The sequence below is a fragment of the Mucilaginibacter ginsenosidivorax genome, assembly GCF_007971525.1.
In the GTDB taxonomy this organism is placed as follows: Bacteria; Bacteroidota; Bacteroidia; order Sphingobacteriales; family Sphingobacteriaceae; genus Mucilaginibacter; species Mucilaginibacter ginsenosidivorax.
Genome location: NZ_CP042437.1, coordinates 6,905,311 through 6,929,650, shown reverse-complemented (window position 1 = coordinate 6,929,650; position 24,340 = coordinate 6,905,311). Strand labels below are relative to the sequence as shown.

Annotated in this window: 21 protein-coding genes and 1 tRNA gene; 6 read left to right on the top strand and 16 right to left on the bottom strand. The window is 39.8% G+C overall.

What is annotated here, in order from left to right; translation table 11 throughout:
- Positions 1–90: 90 nt before the first annotated feature.
- The 11 genes from FSB76_RS28555 to FSB76_RS28505 form a co-directional block, all read right to left on the bottom strand.
- Positions 91–768, bottom strand: a complete 678-nt coding sequence (locus FSB76_RS28555) for a hypothetical protein (protein ID WP_147059575.1) — start codon at positions 766–768, stop codon at positions 91–93.
- Between the two features lie 27 nt (positions 769–795).
- Positions 796–2,520, bottom strand: coding sequence for a DUF262 domain-containing protein (locus FSB76_RS28550; RefSeq protein ID WP_147059573.1), 1,725 nt, complete (start codon positions 2,518–2,520; stop codon positions 796–798).
- Positions 2,521–2,568: 48 nt separating this feature from the next.
- Positions 2,569–3,588, bottom strand: coding sequence for a PD-(D/E)XK nuclease family protein (locus tag FSB76_RS28545; protein WP_147059571.1), 1,020 nt, complete (start codon positions 3,586–3,588; stop codon positions 2,569–2,571).
- Between the two features lie 87 nt (positions 3,589–3,675).
- The gene (locus FSB76_RS28540; RefSeq protein ID WP_147059569.1) at positions 3,676–4,302 is read right to left on the bottom strand and encodes a hypothetical protein; all 627 of its coding nucleotides are present in this window, start codon (positions 4,300–4,302) and stop codon (positions 3,676–3,678) included.
- A gap of 37 nt (positions 4,303–4,339) precedes the next feature.
- Complete coding sequence (locus tag FSB76_RS28535; protein WP_147059567.1) at positions 4,340–4,600, bottom strand: hypothetical protein; 261 nt, start codon at positions 4,598–4,600, stop codon at positions 4,340–4,342.
- A gap of 60 nt (positions 4,601–4,660) precedes the next feature.
- The gene (locus FSB76_RS28530; protein WP_147059565.1) at positions 4,661–5,416 is read right to left on the bottom strand and encodes an N-formylglutamate amidohydrolase; all 756 of its coding nucleotides are present in this window, start codon (positions 5,414–5,416) and stop codon (positions 4,661–4,663) included.
- A gap of 215 nt (positions 5,417–5,631) precedes the next feature.
- Positions 5,632–5,967 (bottom strand): hypothetical protein, encoded by a 336-nt coding sequence (locus FSB76_RS28525; RefSeq protein WP_147059563.1) that lies wholly within the window; start codon positions 5,965–5,967, stop codon positions 5,632–5,634.
- A gap of 14 nt (positions 5,968–5,981) precedes the next feature.
- Complete coding sequence (locus FSB76_RS28520; RefSeq protein WP_147059561.1) at positions 5,982–6,323, bottom strand: hypothetical protein; 342 nt, start codon at positions 6,321–6,323, stop codon at positions 5,982–5,984.
- The gene (locus tag FSB76_RS28515) at positions 6,320–7,429 is read right to left on the bottom strand and encodes an SPFH domain-containing protein (RefSeq protein ID WP_147059559.1); all 1,110 of its coding nucleotides are present in this window, start codon (positions 7,427–7,429) and stop codon (positions 6,320–6,322) included. Before FSB76_RS28515 ends, FSB76_RS28520 begins: the two co-directional genes overlap by 4 nt.
- Complete coding sequence (locus tag FSB76_RS28510) at positions 7,429–7,848, bottom strand: hypothetical protein (RefSeq protein WP_147059558.1); 420 nt, start codon at positions 7,846–7,848, stop codon at positions 7,429–7,431. The genes FSB76_RS28515 and FSB76_RS28510 overlap by 1 nt, the downstream gene beginning before the upstream one ends.
- A gap of 8 nt (positions 7,849–7,856) precedes the next feature.
- Complete coding sequence (locus tag FSB76_RS28505) at positions 7,857–8,192, bottom strand: hypothetical protein (protein ID WP_147059556.1); 336 nt, start codon at positions 8,190–8,192, stop codon at positions 7,857–7,859.
- A 224-nt stretch (positions 8,193–8,416) separates the two neighbouring features.
- Between FSB76_RS28505 and FSB76_RS28500 the strand changes: the two genes are divergently transcribed.
- Together FSB76_RS28500 and FSB76_RS28495 are read left to right on the top strand one after the other, a co-directional pair.
- Positions 8,417–8,668, top strand: coding sequence for a helix-turn-helix domain-containing protein (locus FSB76_RS28500; protein WP_147059554.1), 252 nt, complete (start codon positions 8,417–8,419; stop codon positions 8,666–8,668).
- A 246-nt stretch (positions 8,669–8,914) separates the two neighbouring features.
- Positions 8,915–11,344 (top strand): hypothetical protein, encoded by a 2,430-nt coding sequence (locus FSB76_RS28495; RefSeq protein WP_147059552.1) that lies wholly within the window; start codon positions 8,915–8,917, stop codon positions 11,342–11,344.
- A 183-nt stretch (positions 11,345–11,527) separates the two neighbouring features.
- On the opposite strand, the gene FSB76_RS28490 is transcribed toward FSB76_RS28495, so the two are convergent.
- Positions 11,528–12,685 carry a tyrosine-type recombinase/integrase gene (locus FSB76_RS28490; protein ID WP_147059550.1) on the bottom strand — a complete coding sequence of 386 codons (1,158 nt, stop codon included), beginning with the start codon at positions 12,683–12,685 and terminating at the stop codon, positions 11,528–11,530.
- 166 nt (positions 12,686–12,851) lie between these two features.
- On the opposite strand from FSB76_RS28490, the gene FSB76_RS28485 reads away from it, so the two are divergent.
- Positions 12,852–12,924: transfer RNA gene (locus FSB76_RS28485), tRNA-Lys, on the top strand.
- A 721-nt stretch (positions 12,925–13,645) separates the two neighbouring features.
- Here FSB76_RS28485 and FSB76_RS28480 read toward each other — a convergent pair.
- Complete coding sequence (locus FSB76_RS28480; protein ID WP_147059548.1) at positions 13,646–15,985, bottom strand: beta-galactosidase; 2,340 nt, start codon at positions 15,983–15,985, stop codon at positions 13,646–13,648.
- Positions 15,985–16,116, bottom strand: coding sequence for a hypothetical protein (locus tag FSB76_RS32770; RefSeq protein ID WP_262713491.1), 132 nt, complete (start codon positions 16,114–16,116; stop codon positions 15,985–15,987). Before FSB76_RS32770 ends, FSB76_RS28480 begins: the two co-directional genes overlap by 1 nt.
- 239 nt (positions 16,117–16,355) lie before the next feature.
- On the opposite strand from FSB76_RS32770, the gene FSB76_RS28475 reads away from it, so the two are divergent.
- The 3 genes from FSB76_RS28475 to FSB76_RS28465 are packed head-to-tail and all read left to right on the top strand — an operon-like array spanning position 16,356 to position 21,357.
- Positions 16,356–18,488 carry an alpha-N-acetylglucosaminidase gene (locus FSB76_RS28475; RefSeq protein WP_147059546.1) on the top strand — a complete coding sequence of 711 codons (2,133 nt, stop codon included), beginning with the start codon at positions 16,356–16,358 and terminating at the stop codon, positions 18,486–18,488.
- Between the two features lie 36 nt (positions 18,489–18,524).
- Positions 18,525–19,895 carry an alpha-L-fucosidase gene (locus FSB76_RS28470; RefSeq protein ID WP_147059544.1) on the top strand — a complete coding sequence of 457 codons (1,371 nt, stop codon included), beginning with the start codon at positions 18,525–18,527 and terminating at the stop codon, positions 19,893–19,895.
- Positions 19,896–19,932: 37 nt separating this feature from the next.
- Positions 19,933–21,357, top strand: a complete 1,425-nt coding sequence (locus FSB76_RS28465) for an alpha-L-fucosidase (RefSeq protein ID WP_147059542.1) — start codon at positions 19,933–19,935, stop codon at positions 21,355–21,357.
- A gap of 286 nt (positions 21,358–21,643) precedes the next feature.
- On the opposite strand, the gene FSB76_RS28460 is transcribed toward FSB76_RS28465, so the two are convergent.
- Together FSB76_RS28460 and FSB76_RS28455 are read right to left on the bottom strand one after the other, a co-directional pair.
- Complete coding sequence (locus FSB76_RS28460) at positions 21,644–22,675, bottom strand: LacI family DNA-binding transcriptional regulator (RefSeq protein ID WP_147059540.1); 1,032 nt, start codon at positions 22,673–22,675, stop codon at positions 21,644–21,646.
- Positions 22,676–22,821: 146 nt separating this feature from the next.
- Positions 22,822–24,339 (bottom strand): right-handed parallel beta-helix repeat-containing protein, encoded by a 1,518-nt coding sequence (locus FSB76_RS28455; RefSeq protein WP_147059537.1) that lies wholly within the window; start codon positions 24,337–24,339, stop codon positions 22,822–22,824.
- Position 24,340: the final 1 nt, after the last annotated feature.

Here is a 24,340-nt window from a genome sequence, read left to right as displayed (position 1 = left end):
AAAATAAGTCAGAAAACCTACTAAAAGTTGTTTTAAGTGACGCATTAAATGACGCACTTTAATAACACTCAAAAAGTTTACTTGTGGTTATTAAGTTAATAACTTATGAATAACTTCCGGTGCCTGATTCGTCATAAAGTCTTTAAGATATGGCTTTATAGCATCCCATATCGCATCACCTCCTTTATTTCCAGCAAAAGAAACAATAATTCCGGTTGCTTTCTGCTTCCAAGTTTTCTTGCCCAATACGTAAGAAGATTTTAAAGAGTTGATTTCATCTTTCAACTCGTCTATCATATCTCCCAAAACTCCGTTTCCCATTTTGATAGTTTCGAGCTCAGATAGAACCTTATCAATTTTTTGGGACAACTCTGTTACTTCCTCATTGTTAAAACTATTTGTATCAAAGCTGTACCCACAAGTTGCAGTTGCTAATGAATATAAAATATACTTCAACTTATTTATTCCTTTAGCATACATCTTTTTGTCCTCATCAGAATAGCCGTTATAAGGATTATTGTTAAACTGTATTACGTTGTCGGTAAGAAATGTGATTAACTCGCTGATACATACAAGTTGCTCAGTCTTATTATATAGTGTACGTATCTCGGCTTCAACCCGGTCGCCCAATTCGTGGTTTCCTCCTGAAACATATTGTATTAAACCGTTGCCATATAAATGAAACCTTATAATACTTTGGGCTTTATCTTTAGCGATTTCCTCAAAACTAAAATCGGGGGCTTGTATTTGAAAAGTGATATTTTCCATAACTCTTCTACTATATTAAATTAATTGCTATGCCTTATCATCGTACTTCCAAATTTTCACCGCTTTATTATACAGAAATTTGGCTCTCTTTTCAATTTCTGATTCGTTCCACTCATCAAGTTCAAGGTAAGGTGCTAACGTTTCTATACCCGCAGAATAATGAACTAAACCGGGTTTGTCAGATTTACCTTTTTTCTTGGCTTTCCAATTTGAATCCCTGATTGATGCGTTTAATGACTGTGTAATTATAGCTAAGTTTCCCAAGGTGTATAGCTTCCGGTTTCTTTCATCCCTCAACTCCTTGTTACTGATTCTGCCCCAATTATTCTCCCATTTTTTAGGCATTAGGTGTTCAAGGCTATACTTACTTATACCCAAAAGCTTTGTGGCATGTCTGCTTCGGTTACGTATCTTAGATTCGATAAGATACAGTATTCCGGCAGCTTGCTTGTTAACTAAGTAGGCAGTATCAAACCCTACTTTCAATGCCTTATCATTTGGGAAGAAGTTTACGTTGTCAGGATTTCTGTTGATGTATCCTATGAAGTCATCCTTTGATAATACCTTATTTGATATTAATCTCTCACTAAACAACTGGTTGTAATTCTTAGTTGTGGCATGAACCACCATCCGGCGCATCAGGTAGCATTCTATAATCTCAAATAATTCATCCTGATGGCTAACGCTGGTTACGTTTTTAAGTACGTAAAGAGCGTACGGGATAAGGGTTGTAGTTTCCAGCCCGAAAATAATTGAATTGATTCTTTCAATGCCAAAGTCAGAAGTAAGTTCACTATCTACAACATCGTAATCAAAGTTTTCGCTAAAGACTTTTGCGTAGTCCCTGATTTCTTCTAAAATTTTCTTCTTATCCAGCTTGTAATCCTTTATCAGCTTTTTATAGGATTCAAAGAGTGCATCAACCTTAGCGTATTCGGTTTTCTCTTCTGACTTAATATCTAACTCAGGTTCTTGTATCTTAATCTGTAAATAGGCGTAAAAAAACAGGTCGATAAAGGTTCGCTTTAATCTCCCGGTAGTTATCTCCCTGTCCCAATATTCTCTTTGCTCTTCATCCTTTTCAAAAATATCCAACCAAAATTCTTTGTAGTTCTGCAAATCTTCACGGTTGAAAAAATAATTTTTTAGTAACTCTGCTGTAGTCAATCTTACACCGAGAGAATTTATAGTGTCGAAAATTTGTTGCTCATCTTCGTTTACGTCGAGGTCAATCCCTACAAACAAAACCCTTGAAAGTATATTTTGAACATCGTAGCTTTCAGTATCGATGTTGTCTTTAAAATAGTTATAAGCCTTACTGATATTGTCCGTTTCCGTTACCTCTGCTAATTCATTCAGACTAAGTATTTTTTCAAAGGCAGCTATATCATTATGATTGTGAAGAATAGCTAATTTATTGGTACTCATTAGCCGGAAGATTCGGTCAAAGAGATGACCCTGCTCGTTTTTTAAACATAGAACCTTAAAGAAAAGATTAAGGGTTGTTAACCTTTGTTGACCATCAATTACCGTTCTTAAATCCCCGGAGCCGTTGCCGGTACTGGTCGGTTGCTGTTTAAGAATAACCGAGCCTAAGAAGTAGGGTTTGTTAAATTTGCTTACGTGAGCCAAATCCTCTAAAAGGCGTTCCCATTGGGCTTCACCCCAAACGTAAGCCCTTTGAAAAAAGGGGATTTCTAAAATTCTGTTACCATTAAAAATGTCGTTAATTGTTCTTTTTCCCGCATCCATGTTCTAATTCTAATGTGGTTTAGTTTAAGATTTTATTAGGTTATATAATTACTGTATTGCTTTTTTTAGAAAACTTCTATACAAGGTCAGTGTATTGATAACTTCCGCAGGATTGATAATTGAATCTTTTGAACCAAGCCAGTTATGTTTATCAACGATAGCTACGGTCATGTAGTTACCGCTGCCGAATCTGTCAGGTTTTCTTATGTTTTTAACGTCGTTATCTTTGGCTTTTTGCATCAACATGGCGTGTAGTTCGTTTCTGATTTGCCCCCTTGAAACGTTAGGGGGCATCTCTACTGGCTCTTCCGGGTCAGTAGAGATTTTAAAGCATAACTTACCTTCTTCAAGTTGCACGTAAACCGGATATAAGTCGTTCCAGTAGTCCCAATTCAGTACGGCGCACCAAAAGCCACCGGCAGGATTATTTACATAGTTCCATGCAACTATACTCATTTCTCTCTCTATGTATTGAAAGAATCCCTGCCAATCTACACCGCCCCAATCGCCAAGCACCTTAGTAAGAAATTGATTGTTTTCGGCTTCCAATCTAAGCAACCGTTGCTTAAAATCGGTAAAAATATCGTTGGTAATTTCAGGGTGACTGTTTAGCAACTTAACTAAGTGCTTCCTATTATAGATGCTGAATCCTGCCTCTTTAACGTGCCTTAGGCTGTGAAGCGATTCGTTTCCTGTCTTTATATAAACGCAGACAGGCGAGGTGTAGTTGTTTTGTAAACACCAGTCAGTAGCAATTTCTTTGTAACGTGTTAGCTGGTTTGAATGCTGCCCTGTTGTCGTCTTATCTTCAATTATAATGAAGTAGGTGTTGTTAACTTCTACCCATACGTCAACATTATTCCATTGCCTGCCTGCTCTAACAGTAGTTATTATCCCATCAAAATTATTTACGTGGGTGCTTATTAATTCGTTTACTAACTGCTGCGCACATTGATTTAGCTTGCTATCGTAAGCAGCATTGGCGGGGTCTGCGTAACTAAGTAACCAAGTAAGAAAGGCATCTTGTGATAATTCCTTAGTAGCAAGGTCAAAGATATTAGGTTTCATTATGTGTGATGGTTTAGCTTTGGATACCGTAACCTATTATACGGTATTGAGCAACAGTGGCGAAAGTAAATATTTTCTGGCTAAGAGTTATTCAATTTTTAAAACCGCTCCTAACTCTATGCGTACTTTTTCAAGTAACCCATCATATTTTTTGATGACTGCTTGACATTCAGTTTTGTGTCGCTCATTGGTTTCATTGGTGTAGTCATTGAACTGTCTTTGGTCTTCAAATTTTTGAGCAACTGAATATTTGTAAACCTCCGCAGCTAACAAAAATATATGAAAATTCAAATTGCTGAACTCTCTTACCGCTTGTGTTACTGTTTTGTCAACTACTAACGAAGTAAGCCGGTTTAAATCTTCAAGGCTCCTTAGAAAGGCAAGATTGGCATCAAAGTTTTTAGTTACTTCTTCAACTGTCCTGAAATTTTCCCCTAACTTTTCAATCAGGTTCAAGTGCCTCGTTTGTAGTTCTAATACTTTAGTGTAAAGCTGAATAACGTACTCAAATTTTTTCTTAGCAAATTCTGACAATTCAATTTGGTACCCGGTACCTTTTTTTCCTAATTCGGCTTTATATTCTTCCAACTTGATATTGAATTTGTGTTCAACACCCTTTTCGATATAGCTTTTAAAAAACAGACCGACCGTAGTAGTTGCGCCACCGCCGACAAGTACCGGGACTACCAAATCTGAAATCCAGTTAAATGACATTGTATATGTTTTTGATATGCCTGAAAGTTTAATGAATCTAAACTGCTACAACCTCAAAATCTAATGCCCTTAAATAATCTTGTGCCATATAGGTGGTAAAGTTATTGGGGTCAGGATTAAGTTCAACGCCGTTTATGTAAAGGTTGCCCCATGATATAAGTAGTTTACATGGGTAGTCTTCTCCTTCGTACTGCAACGCCCATTCTCTTGCACCTCTTTTTGCAGGGACACCTTCTCTCTTAATTTTAAGCATAGCTTGAAAGATGTGTTCACGAGTTATATTGTCAGGTATTGGCATGAGTTAAATATTTAACTGGTCTATTAGGTTAAGGTTAATCACCTTCTGTAAAGATAGTACCTATTTATTATCATAGTTACTACTAATGAATTTTAGTAACCCTTGGATATTTGATTTCAACTTATCGTATCCCTCACTTTTTAAGTTGGTGCCGGGGATAAGGTATAAATCCCTGTTAACTTCAATCATGATTGACAGCACTCTTTTATTCTTACGATAAAACTTTGTTGGTACGATTGAGCCGGAATAAGGAGTATTTAATTTTACATTATAGCCAAGCATCTTTAAACCGATGGCTGCAAGCTTATACAACCTCCGTGGTGTATGATAATCATCTATGCCAATGCAGAAGTCAGGGCGGGGCGTATCTTGGTTTATATCCCGTTTAAATGGCTCATTGCTGAACGAATGGCAATCAATTATTAGGGCTTCGCCACTGGTTGAAAGTTCTTCGGCTACGGCGGCGTTTAGTTTTAAATGATGTGGGTTGTAATAATCCCTCAATATCTTAGCTTTCAACTCAGATGATACTTCCCGAAGTCGATTGCCGTCATCGGTAGCAGTGTACGTAACGCCCATTCCCACACCCGCCATCACTTCATCTTCATCATTAGCAAACCTTTCCACATCACAAAATACCCTGCTGAAATTAGCGATAACCCTTACTGAATCCGGTAAAGAAAAAAGGTCATCAGTGTACCAGTCTGTTAATAGTAATTTCTCCTTTTCCAACTCGTTATTACTCACTAAGTAGCCAGTTAAATCAGGAATTTCAGTAGATGAATGAGGGATATGGAGAATCGTTTTTTTTGCCATAACATAGGCTTTGAAAAATTTTCAAATCTAATTAATTAGATAATTGTCGGATTAAGTCACCTGCACCTTCTTAGTTGGGCTAATTCTGCCTAATTAGGTATCAGATTAAAGATATAAATGTTAAAATGACGGTTAATTACGTTCTTAAAGGGAGAGTTAAATGCCGTTATGGGAGGTTTAAAAGCGGGTTTTGGAACATGTTAAAAGTTGGGTCATTACTCTAATTTATCAGGGAATCCGGTAAACTCCCGATGCTCAACCATACCCTCCCGGTTACGTCTTATACCTTCCCGTTGGTCAAGAATCTTGCTTTTTAGTTTTTCCCAACTATGTTGTTCTTTCTCGTCACCATTAAGCATTTCGCCGTGAAGGCGTACTGAGATTATTTTACCATTCCGGGGCTTAAAACTTCGGCTTCTGACTTCAAACAGGTAACCTTCGCAAACTTCAATAGTGTCCCCGGATACCGGCAATTCAGCAAAATCATAAGTCAGGAACTCATCAAACCTCTTTGTATTATAGAGGGTCAATCTATACGTTACTGGATACATAGGCGTTATACTATTTAGGCGAACCTCGTGAAGTACCTGGCGCTGGCCAGCGCCAGTACTTCAACTATTATTATTACCGCCTGAATAAACAGGGCTACGTTGTTTGTTAAGCTATTAGGCATAAACATTGAGATTAGGTAGCTTACTGCCGCCAAAATTGTTGCGCCGATAACCATTGAAATTTTGTAAACCGGGTCTATTTTAAAGCTTACGATTGATAAAGATACGCTCATTGATATAAGTAAGCTTAGCTCACAAAATAAGGCATTGTAGCCCCGGAAAACAGTAAACAATAAACAACCTAATAATGTAAGCAGCATCAGTGATGCATAGGCTAAAATTATAATTTTTTTCATGCTCCGGGTATAGGGGGTGGTGTATGTTCAAACAATCCTTTTAGGGTATCAATATCTTTGGCGGGTAACCAACCTGATAAACCCTTCATCCATGTAAGTGTATTTTCGGTGACCTTGTTATTGCTAATCAGGTCGGGTATCATTTCCGGGTTATACGGGTCACTCTGCTTACCGTCTATCACGAAATATATCGGATTGCTTACCGGCGTGGGTGGTACAGCTTGCGGGTCGCTTAAAACGCCGCTCAATCCTGAAAACTGATTTTTGAATACACCACCCATGCCTAAACCAGCACCTAACCCTAAGCCAGCACTGGTAAAACTTCCTGCACCTTCGTTACCGGCTGTAATTTCCAACACGTCAAACGTTCTATCCATCTGATACATGTCTTTGCCGATAACATTGATACGCATTGCAAACTCCTTAGCTTCTTTCAGTTTTATAAACGAAGGGTCAGTATCCGGGATGTTGATGCTTACAAAGAAGAAGTTTACTATTTCTATCCCATACTTAATAAACTCCTTGTTGATTTCCTTTTCGCAATATTCAGATAGCACGTCTTGATAAGCCCCGACTTGTAACAACGAAATCTTATCTTTTACTATAGCTTTTGATAAAGCTGTCGTAATTGAACTAAGTACCTTGCCAGTAAAATACTCCGTGATTTGCAAAGAGTTAAACAGTTTAGCTGTACCGACTATGGTAGTAAGGAATGCCCTTGTATCAACTATCCTGAATCCATATTGACCGAACGCTCTTACCGGTACAACGATGTTGTATAAAGGGTCTTCGAGGTTGATAGACTGGACAGTACCCCAACGGTTATCTAACTTGGTAATTCTGTTTACGTACCATACCTCGGCAGCAAAAGGAGAGTTACCCCCAAACGGCAGATTTATCAGTCTGTTCAGCAGGGGAATATTGCCGGACTTTAGCGTGTACCGCCCTTCTGTAAACTCATCCAAAACTTGACCGTTCTTAACAAAGAATGCACTTTGGGCATTATTTACTATTAATTGAGAACCAAACCTCAAATCTTCGGTAGGGAACTTCCATACAAAATCAGTATGGTTACCATTATACTTAACTACATCTATTAACGCCATTATATAAACTGTCTAATGAATAATGATAAAAGCATTGCCACAAGTAACAGGAAAAACCCAAGTGCCATTTTTTGATTACTTGGCATTTTCTTCTCGTATTTGTTGTAGTCAGCCCTGAGATTGTTAATAGTGTTAACAAGGTTGATGTTGGTGCTGGCTCGTATTTCCAATAAGGATAAGTAGCGTAAAGCGTTGCCTTGAATTTCACCTTTGATGACCATCCGGGGACGTGCGTTAGGTGCTTTAGCGGTGTACCACCCTTCCCTCATTTTACCTACCCATTCTGCGGCATTCATTACCAACACTTCATTAGGTATTGAATCAAGGTCGATAATTGGCAATGCCGATTTACAAAAAATACAGTTGGTTAGTATAGGGTCGTTATCGTTGCCGCACCCGTTACAATGTTTTGTATGCATTTATAATATTATTTACGATAGGATAAAATTTGAATAACTATTAAAATGGCTATCAATAAAAAGCCAATTAAGCAATACAGCCCTAATTTTTTAAGTGTACGGGTAGGTTTATCAGACGATGCTACACCGATGTCATACTGACTTTTCAGGTCGGCGTAAATGGCATTTAAGTTTAAATTGGATATAGCCCTGACTTGTATTAATGAAAGATACTGTAAGGCATATCCTTGAATCTCTGCCTTTCTTACGGCAGTGGTAGTGCTGCCTAACATCGAATTTGGATTTACAAAAGTGACAGTATAAAAGCCATCTTTTAGTTTACCAATCCATTGCCCCGCATTCATAACCAATGTTTCATTTGAAAGTGATTGTATGTCGATTACAGGCAATGGAGACTTGCAAAAAATACAGTTGGTTAAGATAGGGTCATTATCATTTCCGCAGTTTGCACAATGTTTGGAATGCATGAATAAAGTTTTGAGTAGGACGAATGTATTAAAAAAAAGTGATATTTCAAAGTACATGTACTTATTGACGTTTGCAAGCATAATGTGACCTTTCCGCATTGATGGCGAAGCAAAAATCGGATAAGAAGAAAACCGACTTAGACCTGTACATTGTTGCACGTGTCAAAGAAATGCGCCTACAACGAAACTGGACACAATCGGTACTTGCAACTAAGCTTGACCTATCAGATGGTTTTTATTCAGAAATTGAGAACCCCAATCACAGGGCAAAGTTTAATATCGCCCATTTAATTAAATTAGGTAAGGCTTTTGAGTGCAGCCCGTGTATTTTCTTACCTAAAGAAGAACTTTAAATAAACATTTTTAGTTGTTTATTTAAAGCTTGTTATAAACAAAAACTGGCATTTTTTTTTATTTGATTTAAGTTTGCAGTGTGAAAAAAGTTTAACCTTTTTCCTATAAAAACTAATTTTTAAAGTATTTATAAGAGAGACGGCACCAAAGGTAGTAGCATCACTTCGTTAAGTTCACTAAGCTACTACCTGCCGTCTTTCGCTTCATCGAAGCCTAACAGTGAACTTAGCAGCGATTTATGAACAGTGAACTTAATTTACTCCAAAAGTGAAGTATCTTTTCACGTAAAACCCACCGACGATGAGTACAAAAAAATAAAGGTTACTCATTGCAAAACATCGGTAGAGAAACTAATTGAATGTATTGAGCAGGGAACTCCAATAACTGCCCAAGTGTATGACGGCGACCGCCGCAAGACACCTAATTTTATGGCTCAAACTATGTTTGCGCTGGACTTTGACGGTACACTAACACTGACAGAGATTGACGCTATATGTAGAGATTACGGATTGCCGTATAATATAGGCTATCCTACATATTCTCATACAGATACCAATCCTCGGTACCGTATCATTTTTATATGTGATGGGGAGGTTAGACATCCTAAAATGGCTACTGACCTGAATAAAGCGTTTAGTATTATCTTCAACTCTTTGAGTGATGCTGCTTGCAAGGATTTAGCTCGTATATGGCTCGGCACTAATAAAAAAGTATTCCGGGGGGATTTAGAATTTACGTTTAAGCCTGAAACTGTTTTCAGTATAGCTAATGAATTAAAATATGCCAAAGCTGGAAACAAGGGAAGAAAAAGTTTCAATATTAATTTAATTGAAAAAACGGGAAATAACGGTAATTCTATACTATATAGATATAGCAATAACGATATTCCCCTAATCTGTGACGAAACTGATAAGCAGCCGAAACTTATTGATAATTGGAAGCTGGATGACCTATTTGAATGCAAGCTTTTTAAGACATTCTACGAGGGAGGTGGCACACCATTGTTGGGCTGTAAACTAAACGATACTGAGTTAATGTGCATGGCTTCTAACCTGATGCGGTTAGACGGTGGTGAAAAGCTTTATAAAGCGTGTCTTAGAAAGAACGGTAACTATTCAGATGAAAAATTTTCAAAAATTTCTTATCTGCGTAATCAAAGCCATTATCGCACCTATTTAATCGGTAAGTATTCTCCCTATAGTGATGACCAACAAAACCAATTTCAAACCTTCCCGGAGTTGCTGCGCAAAAAAGGAAGGGTTGAGGTTGACCCTACAAATCAGCCACGAATTTATAAGCTGGATGAAGCAGAACAGGAGATGAAAAAATGGGTTGATGTAGCCAATGCTGACACGGGAAACACCGTTTACGTATTCAAGGCAGCACCGGGATTAGGCAAAAGTCAACACTTTATAAATAAGAAAGGTGTAGTAATAGCATTCCCCAACAATAACCTGAAAAATGAACAATATAGTTGGTCTAAATTGTCTGATGACGAGAAGTTAGTCACGCCGGAAGCGTTGACTAAATTCAGTAAACCAGTACAAGTATTCTTAAACGCCCTTTATAATAAAGGACTGAATGAGAACGCTTTTTTTAGAATCAAAGACTTGGCAAATGGTAAGTCACTTTTTGAAGACGGGCATTTGGACTATGAGGACATGAATTTTGCTATTGAATATCTGAAACAGAACAAAGCTATCAAGGATGCCGGTACTGATAAGACGGTGTTTACCACACATACACGTTTGCTACATCAGTCGTTCAACCATGATACTTATGTTTTTGATGAGAATGCATACAATACCATCTTTGAGCATCATAAGACATCGGTAGCGGAACTAACCTCTATTAAGATGCACCTGACCTTGCGGGGCTGCGTTGTTGACGAATTGGAAGAAGTGCTGGTGGTGAAAGAGACCGGGATACATCCCACCCCAAACTTTACTGATTATTTAGACATAGTGAAAGAGGTGATAAGAGCGGATAGGTTTGATACCAACGTATTAAAGTTCTTTCAATCGTCCCGGTTTATGTTTGACGGGGAGTTTATTCATTATGAGGTTAACCATCTGAGTAAACTGCCAACGGATAAAAAACTGATATTTCTTGACGCAACTGCATCGAGAACTCTAAATGAAAAAATATTTGGTGAAAGGTTAGTATTTATTGATATTTCAAACGTTGAGCTTCAAGGCACCCTTATACAAGACACGTCTAAAAGTTGCTCAAAAAAGGGGTTAGACAACTACCATGATAAGGTATCTGCGAAAGTTGGCAGTATGCCCGTCATTACCCATACTGGCTACAAAAAACATTTTGCCAATCCGGTTGATACGTTACACTTCGGTAGCTTAACAGGTTCCAACACACTTTCCGGTAAAGATTTTTGTGTAGTAGGTACGATGACTTATCACCCCACCTACTATCAATTCTTAGCAGACAGGTTACATATAAAATGCAATGACTATACGATGAAAAATCTGAAAGTCATCTACGAGGGGCGTGGTTTTTGGTTCACCACATTTGAAAACCCGGAGTTACAACGGTTGCATTTAGAACAGGTTGAAGGTGAGTTGATACAAGGTGTGCACCGGGCAAGGCTGATAAGAACTCATGCCACTGTTAAACTGTACTCAAATTTTCCTCTATTACAGGCTAAGTACGTCTATTAATAATGGTTGACATCGACATTCCGCCGATGTCAGCCATTCACCTCTAATATCAAAAACCACTAAGCAGTACCCCAAAACTTTTTAAAAAAAATTTAAAAAAAATTTTGGAGTGTAGTCCCTTACCGGGACCACCCCACCCACCCACCGGGGGGAGTACCCGGATACCGTGTGGGTATAGGCGGGCTAAGCCAGCTCTAAATCGGGCAGCACGCTTCTCAACTCCTCACTGTTTAGTTCTCCTAAGCCACGTAGATACTTTAACGTAACTATCATCGTACTATGCCCTAACAGTTGCTGTAAGATGTGTAAATCTTTAGTGCGCTTGAATATATCAACGGTAGCAGTATGCCGGAAAGAGTAAATAGTTTGGTCTTCTTGTAATATCTTTGCCGTTAACATATCTCCACGTAACCGTGTCCAGTTCATACTAAAATAGTACTCATTAAACGACCACTCTTCCATTGTAAAGATATTAGTTTCCGGGTCGACTATTTCAGTGAGCCTATCCCGTAAAGTGTCTTGAAGATACTTAGGTACTGCTACAACTCTTACACGTGCGCTTTTATTCTCTGAACCCGATAAGGAGATAGTTGAAAAATCTTCATTAAAATGTTTTTTTTTCAGAAATCGAATTTCTTGGTGCGGACGTAGCAAACAACCATAAGATAATAAGGCACATAGGTAAAGGTTTGGATGGTTTACTTTAAGAAATTTAAGTATGGCATGTAATTGCTCTTTTGTATAAATCTTATGCAGTGATGCCTTAGTCTTTACCCGTGGAGTAGATTTTATTATGTTGTCGGGGATGTATTTTTTTCTCACAAACTCAGCAAAAAACACTGCTAACAATCTGCGCTTGCTCATATAGTATACGCTTGTTGCTTTAAACTGGTTTAGATACGTCTCAATAATATCGGATTGCAGTTCGTTAATTGGTTTACATTTTTCGTTCTCACTTAGGTATAAAAGAAAATCCTTAACCAGCAGCTTAATCTCCCTTTTGTATTTATCACTCAACGGGCTTGCCAGCTTTTCTATTTGAACTTCTTTAAATGCCTGTTCAATCGTATGCCTTAAAGTAGCTGGCGTTGGAGCTGGCACCGGCTCTGCCTTTATTACCACTAATGGGTTCCAACCCTTTTCTAATGCTTTTTGAATTTCAAAAAGAAGCTTACTCAACAACTTGGCTTTTTCTTTCAGTGTAGATGCCTTGTTGGGAAAAATTTTCAGATTTAAACTATTACCATTGTACTCCCGGCACCGTTCGCCGTTGAAGTAGTAAATAATGTAAGACCTATGTTTAAGGTCATCAGATGAGACAATTTTTAATCCAGTGTACATAGAAGTGACGCATTTGGTGACGCACTTTATACCTGACGCTTTTTAAAAACTTGATTTACTTACTTTTCATTTTATTAGAAACTTTCAAAAAAGCTACCTTTTATAGCTAATAGATTAAAAAAATCCGCATATTTGCAACCCATTTAAGACAACCCGTCTTTACAATGACTTGGTAGCTCAGCCGGTAGAGCAACTGACTCTTAATCAGTGGGTCGAGAGTTCGATCCTCTCCCAGGTCACGAAAAAAGCACAGTAGTATTCAATATTACTGTGCTTTTTATCTGATTATCTTTTCGCTCCATCCAGGTACAGCATAACTTGGTATTTGCTTTAGCTTTACACCCGAATCAATTAGTTTAAACATTAGCGTTTTAAAATCATGAGCTAAATTAAGTATAGACCAATCAAAGTGGAAAGGTGTATAAATCAATATCGGCCCCTGATCAATATTGATAGAGTTAATGTTCGATTTTAGTATCCAAAGAGTTGATAAGTAAATTCCTGTTTTTTTTCCAACTAAATTTTTAGAGAGATTGTACTTTTTGGCAATAGCGACAAATTTTAAATTTTCAGAATAAATTAAAAACCAATCTGTTTCATCTTCGTCAATAATATCTGTGAACTGTGTCGATGAAATTCTTTCCAGTAGTATTTTTCATTTTCGACGATAAATTCTGACGCCGGAATGTCTAAACTCTCCTCGAGCCATTTATCAATCTTTTCAATTAATGAATTATCTCCTTTTGATTATAAATAAAGTGCTCTGCTGAAAAGGTCTATCGACATTTTAGCTAATGAAGTTTATTCTATAAAGCTACAATTTTCTTTGCATCCTAAATAAAAGTGTTCGACATACAAAGCCGACTGCCTTGGTTAAGCTTTGTTATTAAGTTCATTCTAACGGTTATTCATCGATTATACGGTAACTGGCATTTCTCAGCATAACTTAAAATTCACACATCACAAACCATTAAAAAGTTTATCCGCTAAATAAAGTTTAAAATCCTTAATTCTCCCGGTTTCCATATCCTGTCGTGGCAGCATTTTAATAGCACTCATAGTTGTTTTACTCCCCAGGTCAATAACAATTTGGTGCGGGTGTTTGGTGGCATTATCCTTCCACTGGGTATGCCAGATACTGGTATACTGCAGGTCAAACACGTTTTCTGATTTGCCGTCTTCTCCTTTCAGTTCTTCGCTATCGGCATACACCACTTTCCACAAGCCGCGGGGTATTTGCATTCCATTCTCATCCAGTAATTCCAGTTCGGCCAATGCGGTAAACTGGTCGCCTGCAAAGTTATTTAATGCCTCCAGCGCAATATAACGACCGCTTTTTATGGGAAACGTAAATGTTTGCCATTTAGTGGAATTCTCCATTTCGCCCGAATATAATAGGCTATTCAAATTATTTCCAAACTGTTGCCCGGCTTTGCGATGGTTACTACTCACAGCCTTTATTTCTGTAAGACTATCCAATATCGGCTTATCCAAACCTTGCAGGCGGGCAGCATATGGCCGATGCATATCCAATACAACCACTTCATTTTTTCCCTGGTTTAGCCAAACTCCAGGTACATACATGGTTTGGGTTGGCCCAATGTTCCAATACCGGCCCAGGCAATGCCCGTTTATCCAGGTAACGCCTTTTTTAAACCAGCGCATATCCAAATAAAAATCATCCTTGCTTTTTACATTAAAGTAGCCTTTGTAAAACGCGGGCTCATTCAACTTAGCTACGGCATTAATTGGTTTATATTTAAATACAGGATTGCCTTCGCCCAGCGGAATGGAATAATGTTTCCAGGTCTTTAACATTACCTTTTGCCCATCTGTTATATTATAAACCTCGCCTTGCAGCCCCTTACGATCGTATAAGTAATAACCATAGTTAACCCTGCCCATGGCTTCTACAAAAACCCTGAGCCTGCTACGCTTAGTGAGTGCAGGAATTTCAATGATATGGTCATTTTTAACCCGATTTAATAAGCCAATAAGTTTGTCATCAATAAAAACTTCGGCGTAATCATGTACTTCGGTAAAATCCAGCTGGCTCTTTGCGCCGGCCGGCAACGTAGTTTCGTAAACCATCATGCCGTAACCCTGGTTCAAATCCTCCATAAAAAGTGTGGTATCACTTAATATCGGTTTTCCCAGCTGACTCATTATCGGGGCGATCATGGCAAGATTAAAAGGCTTTATTTTTTGTACCGGTAGCGCGGCGGGCACGTCTGTCAATACCTCGCCAGGCTGAAGATACTTTTTAAGCGTATTACGCAACTCATCATATTTTGCCGTTGCGGAACCATTTTCACTTATAGGCGCATCATAATCATAACTTGATGTTTCGGGAGCGTAGGGCTGACAGTTTGCGCCTGCCCACAAGCCGAATGATGTGCCACCATGTATCATATAGATGCTAAAAGAAGCCTTATGATCAAGCATCCAGCCGATTTCTTTTATAAGATGGTCATTTGAACCCGTATGGTGAGGCGCCCCCCAGCTATCAAACCAGCCCGGGTAATATTCGCCGCACATTAGCGGCCCGGCAGGCTGTACTTGGCGCAAGGTTCTAAAGCCGGCCTCTGGATTATTGCCGAAATTCACCACCGCGAAAATATCTTTTTGAACATCGTTTTTAAGCTGTACGGTGCCATCGCAGGTAAACAGCGGAACGGTAAAGCCTGCTTCCTTTAAGTAATCCCGTATTTTTAAAATGTATTCTTTATCTGTGCCGTAACTTCCGTATTCGTTTTCAACCTGTACCATTAATATAGGGCCGCCCTTTGTTATTTGCAAAGGGCTTAGCACACGCCCAACTTCTGTTAAATATTGGCGGCAACGTTGCATGTAGTAAGCGTCCTGGGTACGTAATTGAATATCTTTCTTTTTTAACAGCCACCAAGGCAGGCCACCAAACTCCCATTCGGCACATGAATATGGGCCGGGACGCAACAAAACATATAGCCCTTCTTCTTGCGCTATCTTACAAAACTCGGCAGCATCTGCCTGTCCTTCCCAGGTAAATTTCCCTGACTCCGTTTCCTGGAAGTTCCAAAACAGGTAAGCGCATACCGTGTTTAAGCCAACGGCTTTCGCCATTTTTAGCCTATGCCTCCAATATGCCCTGGGTATGCGCGCATAATGCAACTCGCCACAACGAATAACAAAGGGTTTCCCGTTCAACATAAATGACTCTGTGCCAATTTTAAATGGCTCATTAATTTCCTGCTGACCAAAGGCAGACCGGGAAGTCAATCCAGCTAATAATAAGAGTAACCAAACAATACTTTTCTTCATTAAAAATCAATTTTAAAATCGTGTTGTAATATCGTAGCCCCCGGCAACGAATCGGCAGGAGCCATTGTTTGTGCAAGCGAGACCGTATTTACACTTATGCAGATAATAAGGCTGATTATGATTCTCTTCATTTTATAAGACGAAATTTTGACGATGAAAGCGGCGCCATTTGGTAAAATATGGCCTTTGAGACACAATGGTAGCAAAATAATAATCGAAAAAAATAGTGAAAAATTACGCAACCGTTTGCGCATGCCGCAACAAACGTTTGCGTAATTTTTATACCGCCACAGCGCCGGGCTGCACCTTATTTTCTATTTTAATTTTAGTTAGTTTCGAGGATGTTAACCTTCAAAATCAATATTTTCATATGCGAAAACTAACTTTTCTGCTTGTTTTATTTTTGCCAATACATCTTTTTGCCCAACAATTTGAACCTGTAAAAGCACTGGTTAAAAGGCGTGCTCCCTGGTTAAGTGATCATATTATTTTCAAGGCCTTAAAATCCCCGGGCTCCGAAATAGCCGAGCTTCAAACGGTAAAAAACAAACTGGTGATTAGCGCATCAGGGGCTAATGCAGCTGCAGTTGGTGTAAACTGGTATTTAAAATATTATTGCAATAGGTCTATGTCGCATATGGGCGATAACCTGGCGCCGGTGTTTCCGATTCCGGCTGTTGGCAAAAAAGAGACTGTAAAAGCAGAGGCGAAGTATCGTTATGCATTAAATTATTGTACCTATAACTATACCATGAGTTTTTATAGCTGGGCCGATTGGGAACGGGAGCTTGACTGGATGGCGCTAAATGGTGTTAATACCATGCTTACCGTTGAAGGCATGGAAGCGGTATGGCAAAATACACTGAGGAAGATAGGCTATAACGATAGTGAAATTAACAGCTTTATAGTTGGCCCTGCTTATACCGCATGGTGGCTGATGGGCAATATTGAAGGCTGGGGCGGACCGATGCCGCAAAGCCAGATTGACAACCGGAAACTGATTCAGCAAAAAATGATAAAGCGAATGCGGGAATTGGGGATAGAACCTGTTTTACAAGGCTTTTACGGAATGGTGCCAAGCACCTTGAAAAATAAAAGCAAGGCACACATCATAGACCAGGGCACCTGGGGCGCATTTAAAAGGCCCGACATACTTGACCCTACCGACCCTGAATTTAGTCGCATAGCAGGTATATATTACAGCGAAATGCAGGCATTATATGGTAAAAACATCCATTTTTTTGCAGGCGATCCTTTTCATGAAGGCGGCAAAACCGATGGCATAGATCTCAAGAAAGCGGGAGCCTCCATACAGGCATCAATGCAAAGTTATTATCCTGGTTCTTCATGGGTGTTGCAGGGTTGGCAGGATAACCCTAAACAGGCTATGCTTGACGGTCTTGATAAATCAAAAGTATTGGTACAGGAGCTTTTTGGCGAGTTTACCAATAACTGGGAAAAACGTAAAGCTTATGATAACACCCCGTTTATATGGTGCAGTGTTAACAATTTTGGCGAACGCCCCGGCGTATATGGCAAATTACAGCGCTTTGCCGATGAAATTTACAGGGCCAGGGAAAGCACTTACAGCAATTATCTTAAAGGCGTAGGCATAATGCCCGAAGGCATAAACAATAATCCGCCAGACTATGATTTAATGCTCGAACTGGGCTGGCGCACAGCACATGTTGATACCCGGACCTGGATTAACGATTACGCCAAATACCGTTATGGTGTAAACAATATGTATACAAGTAATGCGTGGCAGGGCTTTTTACAAACCATTTACCAAAGTCTTCCCGGTTACCAGGAAGGGGCGGGCGAATCTATTTTTTGCGCAAGGCCCGCACTTAAGGTTAAATCAATCTCCAGCTGGGGCACGCTTACCCGAAATTATGATACTGTACAATTTGAAAAAGCGGTAAAAGAGTTTGCACTGGCCGCTCCCGGGCTCATGAATTCGGCTACCTACAAAATAGATCTCATCAACATGGTTAGGCAGGTACTGGCCAATAAAGGAACCCTTGTTTTTAATGACCTTGTTACTGCATACAACAATAAGGATTTACCGGCCTTTAACAAGGCAAGCGAAAAGTTCCTGCACATGATAAAATTGACAGACGACTTACTGAATACAGATGGATACTTCAGGCTCAACACCTATCTCAAACAAGCTATAGCCAACGGAAACACTGCCGAAGAGAAAGCAAATAACCTAAAAAATGCTTTAATGCAGATTACCTATTGGGGCGAAAACGTACGTACCGAAGATAACCTGCATGAATATGCTTATAAAGAATGGGCCGGCCTGATAGATGGTTATTACCTGCCCCGCTGGGAAATTTATTTTGATTACCTGCGTGGCAACCTGCAGGGCAAAAACGTTACCGAGCCCGATTACTTTGCATGGGAGCGCAAATGGGTGGATGAAAACCAGAAGCTAAATCCCGAAAAACCATCCAGGCCTCTACAGGAAGTGGTGAAGGAAATTTTATCGATGTAAACTTAGAACACCCTTAATTCAAACTAACAGACCGCTATGCGTCAATTCAAAAAAACAGTCTTAATTACGTTATTAATTTCCCTGGTATTTTCCTCTTCGCATGCTCAAAAGAAAATAGGAACGGAAACGGCCGAACAAAAAGCTAAACGCATGGCCTGGTGGACCAACGATCGTTTTGGCATGTTTATTCATTGGGGACTTTACTCGCAGGCGGCAAGGCATGAATGGGTAAAAAGATGGGAACGCATGACCAACGAACAATACCAGCCTTACTTTGATGAGTTTAACCCGGATTTATTTAACCCCAAAGAATGGGCGAAGAAAGCCAAAGCAGCCGGAATGAAATACGCTGTACTCACCACCAAACATCATGAAGGGTTTTGCCTTTTTGATTCAAAATACACCGATTATAAGGCCACCAATACCGCTGCCAAAAGAGACCTTGTAAGGGAGTTTGTAAATGCATTTAGGGCCGAGGGCATAAAAATAGGATTTTATTATTCCTTGTTAGACTGGCATCATCCGGATTTTACCGTTGATGTTTTACACCCTTTGCAACCGGCAAGCGAAAAAGATGAGGATTATGATAAGTTGAATAAAGGCCGCGATATGGCCAGGTACCGCACGTACATGCACAACCAGATTAAAGAACTGCTTAGCAATTACGGTAAAGTTGATATGCTGTGGCTCGATTTTTCGTACCCCGACAACGGCAAACATGGTAAAGGCAGCAAAGACTGGGGATCTGTTGAATTGGTTAAAGAAATAAGAAAACTACAGCCCAATATCATAATTGATAATCGCCTTGATTTAAACGAATACCAGGACGGCTGGGATTACCTGACACCCGAACAGGTAAACTTATCAGAATGGACCAAAAAAAATGATTACAAAACTTATTGGGAAACCTGCCAAACGTTTTCTGGCTCCTGGGGGTATTTCCGCGATGAAAATAGTTGGAAAAGCACCAAACAGTTAGTTACGATGCTGATAGAAGCCGTAAGCAAACGCGGTAACCTACTGCTGAATGTAGGCCCCACTGCCCGTGGTTTATTCGATAAACGTGCCAATGAAAGGCTGGACGGAATAGCAGCATGGATGAAATACAACAGCCGCGCTATTTATGGATGTACCGAAGCGCCGGAAACATTTAAAGCGCCTGAACATACCATGCTTACCTATAATGCCAATACCAGGCGTTTATATGTGCATTTGTTGGAATATCCGGGCAAAACAATCACTTTACCGGGCTATAAGGATAAGGTTAAATATATCCAGTTTTTGCATGATGCATCGGAGATACAAACGGATAGCAAATCAAAAAATGCAGGAAATGACCTGGTATTAAATCTACCCGAGACCAAACCTGATACCGAGATACCGGTAATTGAATTGGTACTGAACTAATGCTATATACCCGGCTTTAAAAATTAATCCATTTATCATGATCCAAAAATTCATACTTGGCCTTTGTTTGTTAAGCTGTGGCCAGGCAGCACTCGCGCAAAACGAGCACGAAATGTCCACCACGTACCAGGTTCCTAAAGATTCCCTGGTGCGGCAAAAACTTGCCCAATGGCGGGACCAGAAGTTTGGCTTGTTTATGCATTGGGGCACCTACAGCCAATGGGGTGTAGCAGAAAGCTGGACTATTTGCCCCGATGACTGGGTTACCCGTACGGGCCCCTATAGTGATGATTATTTCACTTATAAAAAAGCCTACGAAAACCTGCAAACCACGTTTAACCCTGTAAACTTTAACCCCGAAAAATGGGCTAAAGCCGCCAAAGCCGCGGGTATGAATTACATGGTATTTACAACCAAACACCATGATGGCTTTAGCATGTTCGACACCAAACAAACGGATTATAAAATTACAGATGCTAAAACGCCTTTCTCAAAAAATCCGCGAAGCAATGTAACCAAAGAAATATTTGACGCCTTCCGCAAAGATAATTTTATGATTGGGGCATATTTCTCTAAACCCGACTGGCACAACCAAAACTATTGGTGGCCATACTTGCCGCCCAAAGACCACAATGTTAACTACGACCCGCAACACTACCCCGAACGCTGGCAAAAATTTAAAGATTTTACTTATAACCAGATTGAAGAGCTGATGACCGGCTATGGCAAAGTAGATATTTTGTGGCTTGATGGCGGCTGGGTAAGGCCCTTGCCAACAAATGATAACAATCCGCAGCACTATAACCAGGATCTTGATATGGCCAGAATTGCCAAAATGGGGCGCAGCCATCAGCCAGGCCTTATTATGGTAGACAGAACAGTTGCAGGCGAATTTGAAAACTATACCACCCCAGAACAGGAAGTACCGGATAAGCCTTTATCATATCCATGGGAAACCTGTATGACTATTGGTAAATATTGGAGTTACGTGCCGGACGACGAATTTAAACCCAGCCGGCAACTGGTGCAAACGCTTATAAAAATAGTGTCGCGCGGCGGCAACCTGCTACTCAATATTGCCCCGGGACCTGATGGCGACTGGAACCCGGTTGCCTATCAACGGTTACAGGATATTTCCGACTGGATAAAAATTAACGGGAGGGGTATTTATGGCTCGGAACCTGTAGCTCCCTACTCCGCCGGCAACGTCTATTTTACTAAATCTAAAACCACGAAAACGTTATATGCTTTTTGGTTATCTGAAAAAGATATGGTAAACCTACCGGCCAACGTAAGTTTCCCGGTTGATAATATCAAGCAAATTAAAAAAGTAAGTTTGATGGGCAGTATTAAAAAACTGAAATGGGATTATAAAAACGGTTTGTTAAGCATCAAGATACCTGATGATTTACAAAAAAGTGCCGCTTTAAAGTATAGCGGCACTTTTGAACTGGAATATTAAAAAGCGGCGTTTAGGCCCAAAAACTACCTGAATGAGACAGGGCAAACGCATCTGATTGGGTTAACATAACTTAACACATTTCAGATAAAATATTTACAAACACTTAATAATCAATATCTTATATTTTATCATGGTTAACACTAAATTGAGCGCGCAGTTTACGCGCATCCAAATATTTGTGCCTGTTGTTGGCCAATCCAAGTCCCGTTGGTACCTGAATCATTTAACCATGATCAGCCGATAAAAACAAGGGGGGGGGGCTTATATCACTCATTCTGTTAGCTATTTAGATGCGTTTGCCATGATGAGACACCATGCTGGAATCAAATATCACCTGGTTAAAAGCAGGAGCCGACGATGTTTCTTCGTTACGGCCGGCAATTAATTCGAAAAGAATTTCTGCTGCCTTTACGCCTTGTTTTTGAGGAAACTGTTCGATAGATGCCATTGGCGAATTATCCATAAAGCTCCAGATAGGCGAATTGGCAAAACTAATAAAGCTTATATCGCGGTTAACTACAAGATCGTTTTTTTTCATCAGCGACATAGCATCACGTGCTACATAATCATTAAAGGCGATGACAGCCGTCGGTCTTTCTTTTAAAGATAATAGCTGCCGCATAGCCCGGTAATTTTGATCGGCTGAAAGATCGGACGAAACAATCAGTTGTGTATTTATAGCTATGCTATAATTATTAAGCCCTTTGTTATATGCAGCCAGGCGCTCTTTACTTGCCCCCAGGTGCAATGGGCCATTAATTAACCCTATATTACGATGTCCTTTTTCTACCAAGCAATCAACTGCCTGTAACATTCCCGACTGGAGATTACAGGCAGAATAGTGGATATCTTCCATGTCGGGTATGCGGTCGAAAAACACTACCGGAATGTTATATTTTTTTAATTGGTTAAACACTTCATAATCCGTGGTATTTTTACTTATAGATATGATAATGCCATCCAGCCGGTGATTTTTCATGGTATCCAGGATACTCTTTTCCTTATCAGGATTTTCTAATGACTGCCCTACAAAAACGTTATAATTCTTTTTACTGGCGTAATCTTCTATACCGCTAAGCGCCGAAGAAAAAAAAGCATCCGAAAAATCGGGGAGTACAACGCCGATAGTAAATGTTTTTCGCTGTTTAAAAAATATAGCCGTTTGATTACGCTCGTAATTTAATTCGTTTGCCACTTTATTAACGCGCATAGTAGTTACCAGGCCAATACTGGGATGCCCGTGAAGAGCCCGGGATACCGTTGAAGCATTTACTTTTAAGCGTTTAGCTATCTCTTTAATTGTGGGGATCTTTTCCATTTGGTAAGCAAGATTAAAACAATGAGTATTTATTATCTGTTAGTCCAAAAAATCGTTGGTGTCAAAATAATTAAAGGGTTAACGTCACCCGTATGATGTGCCATAATTGTAAAGCCGTATGCGTACCTGCATATACGGCTTAATGGTTATTGATAAGCGCCTTTATTTATTTGCTTATTAACAATACGCGCGTTGCCATCAAAATCTGTACTGCCATTAACAATATCAGATATTACCTGCCCGCTATTTTTTGCTGAAGAAGATGATTGCAAATGAAGATTGAGGCCGGATGTATTTATGAATAAAGGATCGGCACCATTTGTTGAATTAGCATCACTGCCACTGGCGGCTTTCCAGGCATTGTAATCGGTGTAGGATGTACCGTTCCAAGTCCACTGTGCAGCACCTGTGGTATAATACAGGTTGTAATCAATAACATTTCCAGATCCTTTAGCCGTGTACTTATGAATAAACATATCTGATGCACCACCGTAAATAACATTGTTCTTAATCACATTATTGGTGCAATCTTCCCTGATACTTATCTCCCCTTCTATTTCGCCAAATGCGCCCAGGGCCTGATTATTGTTGTACAACGTGTTATTTACTATAGCCGAATTGCTTGTACCGGCACCTGTATAATTTAAATACCCACCCATATAAATACCCGAACACCAACAGTTATACACAAGGTTATTCCTGATGGTAACATGATCTGTAGGGAATCCGTTGGTTTCGCTTACGGCGCCAATACCCCTGTCTGTAACAGATACCCTGTTCTTTTCTACCACAACGTTTCTGCCGCCATCTACATAAATACCTATGGCGCCATGTCCGCCAAGCGGCCCTCTTTTACTTTCAATATTATACAGGGTATTACCGCTGATAACCCCGTTTCGCGCATAATTAAGTGCAGGATCGGCATTAGCCGCGTAGCCGCCGGCAGCATCAATACCAATATTTTGCGCGTTATAAATGGTATTGTTGGTAATGGAGAATCCGTCAACATACCCGTTGACCGTCAGGTTTTCGCCGTATCCGGTTTTACAATCATGTATGGTATTACCGGTAACAGTAATATTAGTTACCGGATCGGACGTGTTCCCGATAATTAAAATGGCGTTGCCTCCCCCGTTAAGTGGCAACTGGGTATAGTCAATACCGTATACGGTGTTGTTTTTTATGGTAATATAATCAGAGCCACCTTCAACCATAATAGCTTTAGGATCGCCGGTAGATGTTTTAAAATTGCGTATTTCAAAACCGTCAACCACTATAAATTTGGCTTTATCAATAGTTACCAGCGCCTCGCGGCCATTAACGCTAAAAGCGCTGCCATCAATAACCGGCTTCTCGCCACGGTAGGCTTTCAATGTAATATACTTATCCATTACACCCGATTTTGGAAAAACCACTTTTTCGTTATATATGCCAGCCCGTACCATTACGGTATCGCCGGGGATAGTATGGCTTAGCGCATTATTAATAGTTTGGAAAGGGGCATCAATTGTTCCCTTATTGGATTCCAAACCGTTGGCAGATACATAATAGATATGAGCGCCGGCAGAAGGAGTTACAATCCCGGCATCGTTTTTTTTACTGCAGCCAAATACCTGCGCCACAAAACCAAGCATTAAAAAAATATTAATATTACGTTTCATCATC

Coding starts and splice junctions, on each gene's coding strand:
- FSB76_RS28555 (WP_147059575.1), bottom strand. CDS start 768: ATGGAAAATATCACTTTTCAAATACAAGCCCCCGATTTTAGTTTTGAG.
- FSB76_RS28550 (WP_147059573.1), bottom strand. CDS start 2,520: ATGGATGCGGGAAAAAGAACAATTAACGACATTTTTAATGGTAACAGA.
- FSB76_RS28545 (WP_147059571.1), bottom strand. CDS start 3,588: ATGAAACCTAATATCTTTGACCTTGCTACTAAGGAATTATCACAAGAT.
- FSB76_RS28540 (WP_147059569.1), bottom strand. CDS start 4,302: ATGTCATTTAACTGGATTTCAGATTTGGTAGTCCCGGTACTTGTCGGC.
- FSB76_RS28535 (WP_147059567.1), bottom strand. CDS start 4,600: ATGCCAATACCTGACAATATAACTCGTGAACACATCTTTCAAGCTATG.
- FSB76_RS28530 (WP_147059565.1), bottom strand. CDS start 5,416: ATGGCAAAAAAAACGATTCTCCATATCCCTCATTCATCTACTGAAATT.
- FSB76_RS28525 (WP_147059563.1), bottom strand. CDS start 5,967: ATGTATCCAGTAACGTATAGATTGACCCTCTATAATACAAAGAGGTTT.
- FSB76_RS28520 (WP_147059561.1), bottom strand. CDS start 6,323: ATGAAAAAAATTATAATTTTAGCCTATGCATCACTGATGCTGCTTACA.
- FSB76_RS28515 (WP_147059559.1), bottom strand. CDS start 7,429: ATGGCGTTAATAGATGTAGTTAAGTATAATGGTAACCATACTGATTTT.
- FSB76_RS28510 (WP_147059558.1), bottom strand. CDS start 7,848: ATGCATACAAAACATTGTAACGGGTGCGGCAACGATAACGACCCTATA.
- FSB76_RS28505 (WP_147059556.1), bottom strand. CDS start 8,192: ATGAATGCGGGGCAATGGATTGGTAAACTAAAAGATGGCTTTTATACT.
- FSB76_RS28500 (WP_147059554.1), top strand. CDS start 8,417: ATGGCGAAGCAAAAATCGGATAAGAAGAAAACCGACTTAGACCTGTAC.
- FSB76_RS28490 (WP_147059550.1), bottom strand. CDS start 12,685: ATGTACACTGGATTAAAAATTGTCTCATCTGATGACCTTAAACATAGG.
- FSB76_RS28480 (WP_147059548.1), bottom strand. CDS start 15,985: ATGAAGAAAAGTATTGTTTGGTTACTCTTATTATTAGCTGGATTGACT.
- FSB76_RS32770 (WP_262713491.1), bottom strand. CDS start 16,116: ATGAAGAGAATCATAATCAGCCTTATTATCTGCATAAGTGTAAATACG.
- FSB76_RS28475 (WP_147059546.1), top strand. CDS start 16,356: ATGCGAAAACTAACTTTTCTGCTTGTTTTATTTTTGCCAATACATCTT.
- FSB76_RS28470 (WP_147059544.1), top strand. CDS start 18,525: ATGCGTCAATTCAAAAAAACAGTCTTAATTACGTTATTAATTTCCCTG.
- FSB76_RS28465 (WP_147059542.1), top strand. CDS start 19,933: ATGATCCAAAAATTCATACTTGGCCTTTGTTTGTTAAGCTGTGGCCAG.
- FSB76_RS28460 (WP_147059540.1), bottom strand. CDS start 22,675: ATGGAAAAGATCCCCACAATTAAAGAGATAGCTAAACGCTTAAAAGTA.
- FSB76_RS28455 (WP_147059537.1), bottom strand. CDS start 24,339: ATGATGAAACGTAATATTAATATTTTTTTAATGCTTGGTTTTGTGGCG.